This window comes from Pelagibacterium halotolerans (assembly GCF_044811015.1).
Taxonomy (GTDB): Bacteria; Pseudomonadota; Alphaproteobacteria; order Rhizobiales; family Devosiaceae; genus Pelagibacterium; species Pelagibacterium halotolerans_A.
On the sequence record NZ_CP085243.1, the window covers coordinates 3,475,235 to 3,487,613 of the forward strand.

Here is a 12,379-nt window from a genome sequence, read left to right on the forward strand (position 1 = left end):
TTATGCCGCGAGCGCGTCGGCGACGGCTGTGGAGAGCGGCGTCGTCGGGCGGCCTATGAGTTTGCTGAGGGTTTTGCTCTCTTCATGGAGCGCACCACGCGAGGCGGCATCGTCGGAGGCGGCGATCGCTTGCGCGTAGCCTTCGGGCAGACCGATCTGGGTAAGTACCGCTGCGTATTCGGCTGGAGGGAGGTAGGTATAGGGGAGTGGTTTACCGGTCTGGCGCGAGACTTCGGCGGCGAGGTCGGCGGCGGTCACCGCTTCATCACCGGCCAGTTCGTAGATATTGCCTTCGTGGCCTTCACCGGAAAGGACCGCCGCCGCCGCTTCGGCGTAGTCGGCGCGGGTGGCGAGGCTGAGCTTGCCGTCGGCAGAAGAGCCAATCAGTGCACCGCTCGCAATGGCGCCGCCGAGAGCGCCCGTATAATTCTCGGTGTACCAGCCGTTGCGCAGGAACACGTAGGGGATGCCGGACGCCTTGATCGCGGCCTCGGTGGGACGGTGTTCGTCCGCAAGCGGAATTTCCGTCGTGTCGGCACGCAGGATGCTCGTATAGACGATCTGCCCAACGCCGGTGGCCTTGGCGGCTTCGATGACGGCTTCGTGCTGGGGGACACGCTTACCGACCTCACTTGAAGAAATCAGCAAAAGCTTGTCGACGCCTTCAAGCGCAGGGGCGAGAGTTTCGGGCTTGTCGTAGTCTGCCTGACGGACGGCAACGCCGAGATCGGTGGCCTTGGCGGGGTCGCGGACGAGTGCGACGACCTGATCGGCGAGACCTTTTTCGTTGAGTGACTGGATGACGAAGCGGCCTAGTTGGCCGGTTGCACCTGTGACAGCGAGCATTTTTGAAACTCCTTGTTGGGTTTGAGGAGTTCCCATATAAATATGTCAATTACTTTTCGTAAGTACGCACATAAAGGTAAGTTTGGAAAAATGTCGGAAACCATCAAAGGCCGGCGGGTACCGCTCTCTGAAGCGATGGCGCGCGGGCATATTTTCGCCGAAGCCTGTCCTTCGCGTGAAGTTCTCAAGCATGTGACCAGCCGATGGGGCGTTCTGGTACTGGTGGCGCTGCAGGCGGGAACGCACCGGTTCAGCGAACTGCGCCGCAAGATCGGCGGGGTGTCGGAGCGGATGCTTGCACAAACGTTGCAATGGCTTGAGGAGGACGGGTTCGTGAACCGGGTCTCCTATCCGGTCGTACCGCCGCATGTGGAATACAGCTTGACGCCCATGGGCGAGGAAGTGGCCGAGAAGGTGCGCGGGCTTGTGGATTGGATCGAGATCAATATGTACCGGATCGGCGCCGGGAACGAGGTGGTGGATTGACGCGCCGCGCGCGTCAGGCGGCCAAGACTGCATTGCCTGAGTTCGAGGGCAACGACCCGGCAAGGCGCTACCTGGCTATCACCCCGAGCTAGCGACAGATCTCAAGCACAAAATATCCGGCAGTTCCAGGCCAACCCCTTCCTCGACTCATTGGGGCAATTGTCCTGTCAAGGGCGTGTCCGGAGAAACCCGAAAAGCCCGACCGACAGCCAGCCGGCGATCATCATGATGCCGCCCAGTGGCGCGGCGAAGGTGAAGAGAGGGGAGCCGAGGAATTGTCGCGCTGCGAGATCGGCGCAGAAGACCAGTGCGCCGAGCGCGAGGACGAGCGCTGCAATGGACATGCGGCGCTCGGCGGGACGGAAGAGTGAGAGCGCGAGAAGCGCGGGCGCGTGCGTCAGGGCGATCAGAGAGAGCGGGCCGAGCAGCGCGCTGCCGGTATGGTTCGATCCGGCTGCCGCGGCGACGCCGGCTGCGCCCAGGAGACCGGCAAGGGCGGCAAGAAGGCGGGAAGCTGTCATTTGCGGATCAGCCTGCCGATACCGGGCAATTGGCTCAGCGCCATAAGGGCCTTGAGCCGGAGGGGCATCTTGTAGTCGCGGAGCTTGGAGAAGCCGACGATGTCGGCGCTGTAGACGAGCTGATCGTTCTGGTTGTGCGCTTCGAGGAGGTTGAAGAGGAGGCCCCAGCCGGGGATCGAGTTCGAATGACGCTTGCCGGTGACGGTCAGTGTGTAGCGCACGGTATCGCCGGGACGGACAGGGGCGTGGAAATCCATGCGGTTGACGCCGGGGGAGGGGCCGGAAACGCCAGGTTCGCCGCCTTCCTCGCGCACGATATCGGCTTCGGCAAAGAGCCGGTCGACCATTTTGCGGTGCCCGACGCTCACCGTGTGCCAACCCGACGCGACGAGGCCACCGAAATGGGAGTGCTTGGCCGCTTCGGGGTCGGTGTGGAAATATTGCGGGTCGTAAAGCGTGCCGAAGCGGATGATCTCCTCGGTGGTGAAGGTGTGGGTGCCGAGATCGTAGGCGGTGTCGAGCGCGACCTCTTCGTACCAACGTGTCATAGCGCGAGTTCCTCGTGGGCGTCCTCAGGGATCGGAGCGCCGGGATTGCGGACCTCGACGAGGTTGGCGAGGTTAAGCGTCATCACCTGCTGACCTTTCTGGTTGCGCATATCGAGGGCGATGGTGATGATTGCCATTTCGGGGTGGGTTTTCGAGCGGCGCAGGGAGGTGATCGTGGCGGTGCCCGAGATGGTATCGTTCTTCATCACCGGCTTTTTCCATTTGAGATTGGTGAAGCCCAACCCGCCCATGGAGGCGATTTTCGAGAGGAATTCGTCGACCAGCATACGCAGCGAGAGCGCACCGGTCTGCCAGCCGCTGGCGGCGAGCCCGCCCAAAAGGCTCTGCTTTGCGGCCTTCTCGTCGAGGTGGAACGGGAAGGGATCGAACTCGGAGGCGAAGGCGATGATGTCGCGCTTGGTGATCTTGCGCGGGCCAAGGGCGATGCTTTCGCCGATGGAGATATCCTCGTAATGGCGCCGATCAGCGGTTATCGGATTGGGCATTTTGTTATCCTATACGTCAATCCGTAATTTGAACCATGTCGCCCGTCGAAGCAAGGGGCAGTCATTGGGAGATACGTTCGCGGATGGTCTCGAAATCCTTGCCTAGGCTCGTGCGCACCAGCGCGGTCAGGAGCCGGGGATAGTCGGCTTTGGAGACGTGTTTGGCCAGCGTTTCTGCGTCGCTGCCCAGGTTGAGTTCCTTTGCAGCGGCGAGGCTCTTTTTGTCGGCGAAAGGGTAGAGTTCGGGCCAGGGCGACTGGACTTCGCGGAAGAAGATGTCGACCCCGACATCGCCCAGGCCCTTGAATTGCTTGAGCGCGTTGCGCATGGCTTTCGGGTCTCGCTCAGCTTTGTCGCGCAGCTTGCGCAGGTCGCCGCCATAGGTCTCGATGAGCATGTTCGAAGTGTCGCCGAGCATGCGCGAGGTGCTTTCGTCGTAGCGGGCGTAGCCGTTTTGGTTGAGGATGCGAACACGATGCTCCCAGGTGGCGTTGGCCATTTTCTTGGGTGTAGTCAGGCCGTTGTTTGCAAGGGCTTTTGCGGCTTTTGCCGCCTGTGCCGCACCGATGCGGGCGCTAAAGAGGATAGCAGCGCAGAGCCAACGGAAGAGGGGCGAAGGGGTATTCTTTTCGATGTCGATCCCGAGCTCGGCGCAATAGGTCCGGCCGTGAACCTCGAGCAAGGTCTTGACTATGGCGGACTGTGTCGGGTCGGACATGGTCATATGCCCATTGTCGATTGCTTTGGCGGGCAACGGAGATGGTCGCAAGACGTTCCCACTGCGGAAATTCCGGGCTGCATGTCGAAATGGGGCAAGTTCATGCGACATGGGGATGTACAACCGTGCGAAGAAACCAAAAGGAGGATTTCGCGATGCGGTACCTTTTGATGCTTCATGCCGATGAACAGGCTGGTGCGAGCATTCCGCCCGAGGAGATGGGTAAATTCATGGGGCAGATGGTGGCGACGAAGACGCGGCACGGCAATGGGCAGCGCGGTGTCCGGGAGCGACATGGGGCGCCGTGGAAGTGCGTTGGATCCGGGATGCGTCGGAAATATAGTTGATGGGAGATGGCCGGTTTTACCCAGCCATTACCTCTTCCAAAATACCGAGCAGCTCTCTTTTGGTCGGCAGGGCCGTCGTAGCCTTATCCTTGGGTAATGTGTTGGATTGATCGACTGTGCTGAGCATGAGCATCATACCGCCGACTTTTCCGCTGGCATCATACCAGGGCGCCATCACGCATGTCTGTTGGATGGGATGGCCGGCGGCGTTTTTGAGGTAAGCGCGCGGGCGCCTGAGTGTACTGCCAGCGAGAACGGAGCGGTGTTCGCGTTTGACCTCGTCGGAAAGATAGGGGTGCTCGACGTAGTGGTTGCGGCCGATCAGCTCTTGCGCACCAGACTTGCCGTGGCCGGCGGCCCAGTAGTCGCTCACCGCAATATAGTTCATGTCGCTGTCAAGAATGGCGATCGCGGCGGGCACGTTCTTCATGAGTGCGCGCAGGAGCAGGCTGCGGCCTACGATGGCACCGGCGGGGTGGTAAATGTCCGAGATATCCCGCGCTGTGCCGACGACAGCGACAACGTCGCCGGCTTTGTTGACCTCGACGTCGGCGGTGCATTCGACGATCCGGAGCTGGCCGGACGGGCCGTTGATCCTGAGGACATATTTATAGCCGCATTTTTGCTCGATGGCTTGACTGAGCAAGTCGACGGCTCGCCGGCGGTCCTCGCGCACCAGAATGTCGATAACGGTGCGCAGGGATACCGGCTCGCGGGTCGGCTCCAGCCCATAGATTTCGAAGGTGCGGTCCGAGGCAAAGATATGCCCGGCGGGAAGTTCAAGCCGCCACACGCCGACGCCGAGGTGATGCTCGAGCAACTGCAAGGTCGCCGCCGAGTAATAAGCGTGCTTGCCCCAGTCATTGTGGAGCACGCTTTTGTTGAGCTCTGCTGAAAGCGGAATGTTGGACATATGCCTTTCTCGCCGATGAGCGCTTTGCGAGCATTTTAGCCAGACAACCCTAAACGGCGCTTAATCCGATCCCGCAGAGATTTATAGGTCCAGACCCTAAAAGCCCAACCGCCGAGTTTTCGGTCGGGCTCCAAGCAGACATTCCTGGGTTTCCCCACAAATGTCTGCTTAGATTCGTTTGTTTGTCGCGGGCTCTTGTCGCAAAACCATGGGCCACCCTCGGGTCAAGCCCGAGGGCATGCTCTTGCGGAACCTGCTTAGGTATTGAACTTGAAAAGCATCACGTCGCCGTCCTTGACGACGTACTCCTTGCCTTCATCGCGCGCCTTGCCGGCTTCCTTTGCTGCGACTTCGCCGCCCAAAGCGACGAAATCGTCATAGGCGATGGTCTGGGCGCGGATGAAGCCGCGTTCGAAGTCGGTATGGATGACGCCGGCGGCCTGCGGCGCCTTGGTACCCACGGGGATGGTCCAGGCACGGGCCTCTTTGGGGCCGACGGTGAAATAGGTCTGCAAGTGCAGGAGCTTGTAGCCCTCGCGGATCAGGCGGTTGAGACCTGGCTCCTTGAGGCCGAGGGATTCGAGATAGTCGGCGCGGTCAGCAGGGTCGAGGCTGGCGAGTTCGGCTTCGATCTCGGCTGAAATGATCACCATGCGGGCATCCTGGCCCTTGGCGTATTCGGCGACCTTTTCGGTCAATGCGTTGCCTTCGGCAGCAGCGGCTTCATCGACATTGCAGACGTAGAGGACCGGCTTGGCGGTCAGAAGCTGGAGTTCCTTGAAGGCCTTTTCTTCCTCTGCGGAGCGCTCGGTAAGACGTGCAGGCTTGCCGTCCTCGAGAATGGCCTTGGCACGGTTGACCAATTCAAGGGTAAGTTTGGCTTCCTTGTCCTGGCCCTTGGCCTTCTTTTCGAGAGCGGGAATGCGCTTTTCGAGGCTTTCGAGATCGGCAAGCATCAGCTCGGTTTCGACCACCTCGGCGTCGGTGAGCGGGTCAACCTTGCCGGCGACATGGACAATGTCATCGTTTTCGAAGCAGCGCAGCACATAGGCTATGGCGTCGCATTCGCGGATATTGGCGAGGAACTGGTTGCCAAGACCTTCACCCTTGGACGCGCCTTTAACGAGCCCGGCAATGTCGACAAAGGAGAGGCGGGCGGGGATTTTGGTCTGCGATTTGCCGATCTCGACCAGCTTGTCGAGGCGTTCGTCGGGCACCGAGACCTCACCGATATTCGGTTCGATGGTGCAGAACGGAAAGTTTGCCGCCTGCGCGGCGGCGGTCTGCGTGAGTGCGTTAAAGAGCGTGGACTTGCCCACATTGGGCAGGCCGACGATGCCGCATTTAAAACCCATCGGGAATTACCTTCGGAAAGAAATTTGCTGCCCGTAAGTCGGTGAGACGCGGGGCAATGTCAATATGGGGTGAGCGTCAGCCTTTATCGCCGAAGAGCTTCTTGAGCATCCCGGCCATCGGGCCGGTTTCCGGAGCCTTGGAGGCGGGCTTGGGGCGGGCCTGTCGGACATGGCTCTGGGCCTTGGACTTTTCGGTCTTTTCAGACTTGGGTTTGTCCGTGCCGTTGACCGCGAGCGCAAGCTTGTTCATCAGTCCCGAAGCATCGCCCTTGGCGAGCATTCCGGCATTTTTCGCAAGCGCATCGAGCAGGGGCTCAAGCCATTCGGCGTCGACCTTGTGGAAGTTCGAGAGCACATGGGCGTGCACGCGGTCCTTGTGGCCGGGATGGCCGATGCCGAGCCGGACGCGGATGAAGGGGTTGCCGATGTGGGCGTCTATCGACTTGAGCCCGTTGTGCCCACCATTACCACCACCGGTCTTGATCCGAACCTTACCCGGGGCAAGATCTAGTTCGTCGTGAATGACCGAGATGTCGGCAGGGGTGAGCCTATAGAATTTGGCGGCCTGCCCGACCGAATCGCCCGAAAGGTTCATATAGGTCTGCGGCTTTAAGAGCATGACCTTCTCGCCGTCGATGACGGCTTCGCTCACGAGCGCGGAGAATTTCTGGCGGAAGGGCGGGAAATTGTGCTGGCGCGCGATCTCATCCACGGCCATGAAGCCGATATTGTGCCGGTGACCGGCGTATTCGGCACCGGGATTGCCGAGCCCTACAATGAGGTGCATCGCGTGTCTCCGGTTGGGCAGAGAAGATGGACCGGCAGCACGGCCGCCGGTCCGGATGACGATTATTCTTCGCCGCCGTTTTCGGCTTCTTCTTCGCTGGCCTCTTCCTCGGCGCTGCCTTCAGAGCGCAGAGCCGACGGTGCGGCGAGGGTGGCGATGGTGAAATCGCGGTCGGTAATCGTGGGCTTGACGTTCGCAGGCAGCGGAACGGCCGAGATATGGATCGAGTCGCCGACTTCAAAGCCGGTGAGATCGATCGTCAGAGCCTCGGGGATCGAATCCGCGGGGCAGGTGACTTCGACCGTGTGGCGCACGACGTTGAGAACGCCACCCTTCTTGAGGCCCGGGGACTTCTCTTCGTTCTCGAAATGGACGGGAACTTCGACCGTCAGGGTCGCATTCTTGCCCACGCGCAGGAAGTCCACATGCACGAGGAAGTCTCGCACGGGTTCAAGCTGGTAATCCTTCGGGATCACGCGATGCTTTTCGCCGTCCACATCGATCTCGATGACGTGCGAAAGGAAACCGCCTTCATGGATCTTGCGGAAGGTGTCCTTGTAGGACACGGCGATGGACAGAGGGGCTTTCTTGTCGCCGTAGATAACGGCAGGAACCAGACCATTACGGCGCAGTTCACGAGCGGCCCCCTTGCCCACCCGATCCCGCACCGAAGCCTTAAGCTCGACGCTCATGGAAATCATCCATTGGTTGGGTGCGTTTCTCGACAAAAAGAAACGCGCGCCCGTCCTCCAGGGGTGACGAGCGCTTCATGGCGGCGTTCTATACTGTAAGGCCCCATCAAGGGCAAGGGTTATGACTCAGGTGCGTCCGACAGGATTTCCGGTATAGGGAGACCCCGTTCGGCGAGTTCAGCGCCGGCGCGGGCCAGGAGCGTACGGGCGCAGTCGGTCAGGTCGCCATCGGGCTTGTGATAGACGCGGAAAAGGCGACTTGTGGCAAAGCGCATGTACATGTGCGCCAGCATGTGGTCGTCCCAGGTGGGAATCTCCGCCAACAAAGAAGCCATTTCGGTTTCGGCGCCCGGGCGTGGCGGAATGTGAGAATTGTTCGATGCCATTATCTATGCGTTGTGGTTCCACGTAAGCCAGAGCACGGCGCCTGCCGCGCCACGCACGCGGTCTAACGGTCGGGCTGGGACGAGGTTCCGCTCGTGAGATGGATTGCGCCGAGCAAGACACGTTCTTGATCAGACCAGAGCTTTCTGACCGATCTGAGGCAAGCTGATGGCAGAGTCGCTTTGGGCGGTCAAAGGCGCAAAGCGTTGCAAAGGAATGGCACGAGGGTTGCAATCAGTCGAAAAGGCTTGAGACCGATTGCTCGGATGCGGTGCGGGCGATGGCTTCGCCCAGAAGGTCGGCAATGGTGATGTGCCTGATTTTGGATACCTTTTTGACCGCTTCGGTCTTTTCGATCGAATTGGTGGTGACGACTTCTTTTAGCCGCGATTTGGCAATGCGTTCGGGGGCGTCGCCAGAGAGCACGCCGTGGGTGATATAGGCAGAGACTTCCTTGGCGCCGGCATTCATGAGCGCTTCAGCGGCGTTGATCAGTGTGCCGCCGGAATCGATGATGTCGTCGATCAGGATGCAGGACTGGCCTTCGACATCGCCGATGATATTCATCACTTCCGATACGCCCGCGCGTGGGCGGCGCTTGTCGACGATGGCGAGTTGGGCGCCGATGCGGTTGGCCACGTTACGGGCGCGCAGGACGCCGCCGACGTCTGGGGAGACGATCATCACCTTGGAGGTATCGTAGTTTTTGCGGATATCGCGGGTGAGGACCGGTGCGGCATAGAGGTTGTCGGTAGGGATATCGAAAAAACCCTGGATTTGCGGTGCGTGCAGATCCAGGGTCAGAATGCGGTTGGCGCCGGCTTGGGTTATGAGATTGGCCACGAGTTTGGCCGAAATCGGGGTTCGCGGCGCGGATTTGCGATCCTGGCGCGCGTAGCCGTAATAGGGCAGTACGGCGGTGACGCGGCGGGCCGAGGAACGGCGCAGCGCGTCGATCAGGATCAGGAGCTCCATCAAGTGATCGTTGGCCGGGTAGGACGTGGACTGGAGCACGAAGACATCTTCGCCACGCACATTCTCGTGGATTTCGACGAAGATTTCCTTGTCTGCGAAACGCTTGACCGAGCAGTCGGTCAGGGGAATTTCAAGATATTCGGAAACGGCATTGGCCACGGTGAGGTTTGAGTTGCCCGTCACCAGCTTCATGGTCAGCCCCTAATTTCGTGCCTTACGCCCTTGCTCGAAAGGCAGAGCGAACGTTGGCGGCACGTTTAGACTCGCCGCCTCCGAACTGCAATATGACTTTTGCATGAAGGATGAACGGAGTGAACGGAATGTTGCCGATTTATCCCTCAAGCTTTTGTTTGCCCCCGTGTCACTGAAATTGAAGGATTGCCAGCCCACTCCGCCGTTATCACCCGGCTTGTCCGGGTGATAACGGCGCAGCATCTGCGCCAAGCGCGGCGTCGTGAAGAGTCCTCCGCGCGCCAGACGGCGCGGGCAATCTCAAACCGTCAAATCTTCGGTGCACCACCACTAGCCGCAGGCGATGAGGGCGATCTGTCGGCCCGCGCGGGTGCCGTTATGCGTTGCGTAGCGGTGGGAGAAATAGATGTCGGGATTAGCGTAGGTGCACGCACCGACCATGGAGACGGACTTCAGGCCCAAGGTTTTGGTTTGGGCCGCGAGCAGGCCGGTGACGTCGAAATGAGGTCGGTCTCTGCCCGTTGTCACGAGAGAACCGGCGGCATCGGGAAATTGATCGCGGATCATGGCAGCGAAATCGTCGCCGACTTCGTAATTGTCCGCTGAAATTGTGGGGCCGATCGCGACGGCGATGCGCTCGGGGGCGGCGCCCAGCGCTGTCATGGCTTCGACCGTATTGGCCAGGATCCCGTTGACCGCGCTGCGCCAGCCGGCATGGGCGGCGCCGATGACGCCAGCAGTTTCATCGGCCAGAAGGATCGGGGCGCAGTCGGCGGTGAGGATGCCAAGGGCAATGCCGGGCGCGTTTGTTACCATGGCGTCGGCCTCTGGGCGCCGGGTGAGATCCATATCTCCGGTGACGGTGTGGACGTCGGCGCCATGGATTTGTTTGACCAGCGCGACCGGCAGAGGCCCGGCCTTGAGCGCCATTACGGCGCGGTGGACGTTCTCGGTGACGTTGGCGAGGTCGTCGCCGACAGAGTGGGAGACATTGAGCGCACTGAATTCGCCTTCGGATACGCCGCCTCGCCGTCCGAAAAAGCCGTGCCGAATGCCGGAGATGGCAGTGAAGGTAGGGCTTTTTTCGACAGGTGGATGCATAAAGCGGAACTTATCGGATTGTGAAGCCGGGCGGATGCAGGCCCGGGCTTGCTGCGCAGAAGGCTTTGAACGTCGACCCCATCTGCGCGGGGTTTGTGAGGCGATCGAGCGCTGCGTCGAACTCTGCAGCTCTCTCAGGGTTTGCGGCGGCCAAAGCCTTGTGCCGCTCCGCCAGCCCCAAGGATGCAAGAAAATGCCCTTGTGTCACAAGGGGGTGCGTCGTCAACCCTGCTATGCGCGCAGCGTATTCCAGCGCCTCGAAATCCACATGAGTGGTGAGATCGGCATCGCCGGGGGCGGCTAGTGGATCGGTGTAAGTGTGGCGACTGACCGCTTGCAGGGTCTCGCCGGGCTGGGTTTTTTCGTAACCGTAATCAATGGTGAGGATGGCGCCGCCACGCGGGGCGACGAGGCGGGCGACTTGCTCCATCATTTGCCGGGCGGCAAGGCTGATTTCGGCGACTTCGCCCTCACGGGCGTTTGCAAAAGCATCGCCGAGCAGGTCGCCGTCGTAGGGGGTGGGGGAGAGGCCGAATGCCCGCTTGCCGTCGATGAGGCCGACAACCCGCTCATACCATTTGCCCCTGCGCAGGACGAACTGGCGAACGGGCAGGGCGTCGAAGAACTCGTTGGCGATGACGATAAGCGGGGTATCGGGCAGGGTGTCGAGGGTTTCGATCCATTTTGGATCGTTCGAGGCAAGCGTTTCGCGCTGGATGTCGATGAGGACGGGATTCGTCTCGTAAAGAAGCAGGTCGACGGCGTCCTGGAGGCCAGGGAGACGCGCCGCAACACGCAAGGCATCGGCAGCGAGCGTGCCGCGGCCGGGGCCGAGTTCGAGCAGCGTAAAGCGCTCAGGGCTGCCCATCTGTTGATAGATCGAGGCGATCCAGGCGCCGATCATTTCGCCGAAGGTCTGGCTGATCTCCGGCGCCGTGACGAAATCGCCGCCGGCGCCCAGGGGATCGGCCTTGCGGTAGTAGCCGCGCGCGGGGTGCGTGAGGCACAGGCCCATATAGGCGGCGAGCGACATGGGGCCGTTCTGGCGGATCTGCATATCGATCAGATCGCCGAGGCTGTAGGCGTCGTTAGGCATGGCGGGTCTGCGCCCAAACGATCAGCGCGATGCCGGCGAGGAGAACCGGGAGGGTCAACACCATTCCCATGGTGAGCCAGCCGAATGCGAGATAGCCAATATGGGCGTCAGGCAGGCGGAAGAATTCCGCGAAGATACGCGAGAGCGCGTAGCCGATGCCGAAGATACCCGCCGCTGTTCCGGGGCGTCTGAGGACGAGTTTGACGTGCGTGAAATAGCGGATGACGAGGAAGAGGACGAGGCCCTCCAGGAGACCTTCGTAAAGCTGGCTGGGGTGGCGCGGCAGGTCGCCGGCGCCGGGGAAAACTATGCCCCATGGCATTGTCGTCGTCGAACCGTAGAGTTCGCCGTTGATGAAGTTGGCGACACGGCCAAGGAAAAGCCCGATGGTCGAGCAACAGGCGAGAAGGTCGAGGCCAGAAAGGATATTGGCCTTTTTGATGTACAGATAGACCGACATGGCGGTGACGAGTCCCAAAAGCCCGCCATGAAAGCTCATGCCGCCATCCCAGATCGCAAAAGCTTCGAGCGGGTTCTGGGCGAAATAGACCGGATTGTAGAAAAGCACATAGCCGATCCGGCCGCCGACCACGATGCCGATGACGATCCAGAACGCGAAGTCGAAGAGTTCCTCGGGCGTCATGGGCGGGGTATTATTGGCCCAGAGCGACTTGCGCCGGAGAATGAGCATGCCATAGCCCACGCCAAGGAAGATGCCGGCGAGGTAGGCCAGCGCATACCAGCGGATCGCAAACGGGCCGATGGCAAAGGCAACGGGATCTATCTGGGGAAAGGGCAAGGTTCTTTCTCTTGGTTTTTCCGCAATCGGCGGACCATGCCGCCGGCATTTGGACTGGTCAAGGTGGCTCCGAGCGCCTACATATTCGGCAATTGGCGAACGGACCAGTAAAA

At 60.6% G+C, this 12,379-nt stretch carries 16 protein-coding genes; 2 read left to right on the forward strand and 14 right to left on the reverse strand.

Going from position 1 to position 12,379, the window contains the following annotated elements:
- On the reverse strand, positions 1-846 hold the full coding sequence (locus LG281_RS16745) for an SDR family oxidoreductase (RefSeq protein ID WP_404402720.1): 846 nt from the start codon (positions 844-846) through the stop codon (positions 1-3).
- Between the two features lie 90 nt (positions 847-936).
- Between LG281_RS16745 and LG281_RS16750 the strand changes: the two genes are divergently transcribed.
- Positions 937-1,332 (forward strand): winged helix-turn-helix transcriptional regulator, encoded by a 396-nt coding sequence (locus LG281_RS16750; protein ID WP_404402722.1) that lies wholly within the window; start codon positions 937-939, stop codon positions 1,330-1,332.
- A gap of 167 nt (positions 1,333-1,499) precedes the next feature.
- On the opposite strand, the gene LG281_RS16755 is transcribed toward LG281_RS16750, so the two are convergent.
- From LG281_RS16755 to LG281_RS16770, 4 genes are all read right to left on the reverse strand, one after another.
- Positions 1,500-1,853, reverse strand: coding sequence for a DUF423 domain-containing protein (locus LG281_RS16755; protein WP_404402724.1), 354 nt, complete (start codon positions 1,851-1,853; stop codon positions 1,500-1,502).
- Positions 1,850-2,401 (reverse strand): MaoC/PaaZ C-terminal domain-containing protein, encoded by a 552-nt coding sequence (locus tag LG281_RS16760; protein WP_404402726.1) that lies wholly within the window; start codon positions 2,399-2,401, stop codon positions 1,850-1,852. Before LG281_RS16760 ends, LG281_RS16755 begins: the two co-directional genes overlap by 4 nt.
- Positions 2,398-2,907: a MaoC family dehydratase gene (locus LG281_RS16765; RefSeq protein WP_404402728.1), complete on the reverse strand. Its 510-nt coding sequence runs from the start codon at positions 2,905-2,907 to the stop codon at positions 2,398-2,400. Before LG281_RS16765 ends, LG281_RS16760 begins: the two co-directional genes overlap by 4 nt.
- Positions 2,908-2,968: 61 nt before the next feature.
- Positions 2,969-3,625 carry a hypothetical protein gene (locus tag LG281_RS16770; protein WP_404402731.1) on the reverse strand — a complete coding sequence of 219 codons (657 nt, stop codon included), beginning with the start codon at positions 3,623-3,625 and terminating at the stop codon, positions 2,969-2,971.
- A 155-nt stretch (positions 3,626-3,780) separates the two neighbouring features.
- On the opposite strand from LG281_RS16770, the gene LG281_RS16775 reads away from it, so the two are divergent.
- Positions 3,781-3,972, forward strand: a complete 192-nt coding sequence (locus LG281_RS16775; protein ID WP_404402733.1) for a hypothetical protein — start codon at positions 3,781-3,783, stop codon at positions 3,970-3,972.
- Positions 3,973-3,988: 16 nt separating this feature from the next.
- Here the strand turns inward: LG281_RS16775 and LG281_RS16780 are convergent, their stop codons facing one another.
- From LG281_RS16780 to lgt, 9 genes are all read right to left on the reverse strand, one after another.
- Positions 3,989-4,885, reverse strand: a complete 897-nt coding sequence (locus LG281_RS16780; RefSeq protein ID WP_404402736.1) for a PAS domain-containing protein — start codon at positions 4,883-4,885, stop codon at positions 3,989-3,991.
- A gap of 257 nt (positions 4,886-5,142) precedes the next feature.
- Positions 5,143-6,240, reverse strand: coding sequence for a redox-regulated ATPase YchF (ychF, locus tag LG281_RS16785; RefSeq protein ID WP_404402738.1), 1,098 nt, complete (start codon positions 6,238-6,240; stop codon positions 5,143-5,145).
- Between the two features lie 76 nt (positions 6,241-6,316).
- A complete protein-coding gene (pth, locus tag LG281_RS16790; protein ID WP_404402740.1) occupies positions 6,317-7,027 on the reverse strand; it encodes an aminoacyl-tRNA hydrolase in 711 nt (236 codons plus the stop codon).
- A 62-nt stretch (positions 7,028-7,089) separates the two neighbouring features.
- Positions 7,090-7,728 carry a 50S ribosomal protein L25/general stress protein Ctc gene (locus LG281_RS16795; protein ID WP_404402742.1) on the reverse strand — a complete coding sequence of 213 codons (639 nt, stop codon included), beginning with the start codon at positions 7,726-7,728 and terminating at the stop codon, positions 7,090-7,092.
- A gap of 110 nt (positions 7,729-7,838) precedes the next feature.
- The gene (locus LG281_RS16800; protein WP_404402744.1) at positions 7,839-8,054 is read right to left on the reverse strand and encodes a hypothetical protein; all 216 of its coding nucleotides are present in this window, start codon (positions 8,052-8,054) and stop codon (positions 7,839-7,841) included.
- Positions 8,055-8,337: 283 nt separating this feature from the next.
- Complete coding sequence (locus tag LG281_RS16805; RefSeq protein ID WP_404402746.1) at positions 8,338-9,270, reverse strand: ribose-phosphate pyrophosphokinase; 933 nt, start codon at positions 9,268-9,270, stop codon at positions 8,338-8,340.
- Positions 9,271-9,600: 330 nt separating this feature from the next.
- On the reverse strand, positions 9,601-10,371 hold the full coding sequence (pgeF, locus tag LG281_RS16810; protein WP_404402748.1) for a peptidoglycan editing factor PgeF: 771 nt from the start codon (positions 10,369-10,371) through the stop codon (positions 9,601-9,603).
- A 10-nt stretch (positions 10,372-10,381) separates the two neighbouring features.
- Entirely contained in the window at positions 10,382-11,467 is a 1,086-nt protein-coding gene (locus LG281_RS16815) for a class I SAM-dependent methyltransferase (RefSeq protein WP_404402750.1), read from the reverse strand.
- Entirely contained in the window at positions 11,460-12,266 is an 807-nt protein-coding gene (gene lgt / locus LG281_RS16820) for a prolipoprotein diacylglyceryl transferase (protein WP_404402752.1), read from the reverse strand. Before lgt ends, LG281_RS16815 begins: the two co-directional genes overlap by 8 nt.
- Positions 12,267-12,379: the final 113 nt, after the last annotated feature.

What these genes read in the sequence shown, in the direction of transcription:
- LG281_RS16805 (WP_404402746.1), bottom strand. Translation starts at nt 9,270, where the DNA reads ATGAAGCTGGTGACGGGCAACTCAAACCTCACCGTGGCCAATGCCGTT.
- LG281_RS16780 (WP_404402736.1), bottom strand. Translation starts at nt 4,885, where the DNA reads ATGTCCAACATTCCGCTTTCAGCAGAGCTCAACAAAAGCGTGCTCCAC.
- pgeF (WP_404402748.1), bottom strand. Translation starts at nt 10,371, where the DNA reads ATGCATCCACCTGTCGAAAAAAGCCCTACCTTCACTGCCATCTCCGGC.
- LG281_RS16745 (WP_404402720.1), bottom strand. Translation starts at nt 846, where the DNA reads ATGCTCGCTGTCACAGGTGCAACCGGCCAACTAGGCCGCTTCGTCATC.
- LG281_RS16750 (WP_404402722.1), top strand. Translation starts at nt 937, where the DNA reads ATGTCGGAAACCATCAAAGGCCGGCGGGTACCGCTCTCTGAAGCGATG.
- LG281_RS16775 (WP_404402733.1), top strand. Translation starts at nt 3,781, where the DNA reads ATGCGGTACCTTTTGATGCTTCATGCCGATGAACAGGCTGGTGCGAGC.
- LG281_RS16755 (WP_404402724.1), bottom strand. Translation starts at nt 1,853, where the DNA reads ATGACAGCTTCCCGCCTTCTTGCCGCCCTTGCCGGTCTCCTGGGCGCA.
- LG281_RS16770 (WP_404402731.1), bottom strand. Translation starts at nt 3,625, where the DNA reads ATGTCCGACCCGACACAGTCCGCCATAGTCAAGACCTTGCTCGAGGTT.
- LG281_RS16765 (WP_404402728.1), bottom strand. Translation starts at nt 2,907, where the DNA reads ATGCCCAATCCGATAACCGCTGATCGGCGCCATTACGAGGATATCTCC.
- LG281_RS16800 (WP_404402744.1), bottom strand. Translation starts at nt 8,054, where the DNA reads ATGGCTTCTTTGTTGGCGGAGATTCCCACCTGGGACGACCACATGCTG.
- LG281_RS16795 (WP_404402742.1), bottom strand. Translation starts at nt 7,728, where the DNA reads ATGATTTCCATGAGCGTCGAGCTTAAGGCTTCGGTGCGGGATCGGGTG.
- ychF (WP_404402738.1), bottom strand. Translation starts at nt 6,240, where the DNA reads ATGGGTTTTAAATGCGGCATCGTCGGCCTGCCCAATGTGGGCAAGTCC.
- LG281_RS16760 (WP_404402726.1), bottom strand. Translation starts at nt 2,401, where the DNA reads ATGACACGTTGGTACGAAGAGGTCGCGCTCGACACCGCCTACGATCTC.
- LG281_RS16815 (WP_404402750.1), bottom strand. Translation starts at nt 11,467, where the DNA reads ATGCCTAACGACGCCTACAGCCTCGGCGATCTGATCGATATGCAGATC.
- pth (WP_404402740.1), bottom strand. Translation starts at nt 7,027, where the DNA reads ATGCACCTCATTGTAGGGCTCGGCAATCCCGGTGCCGAATACGCCGGT.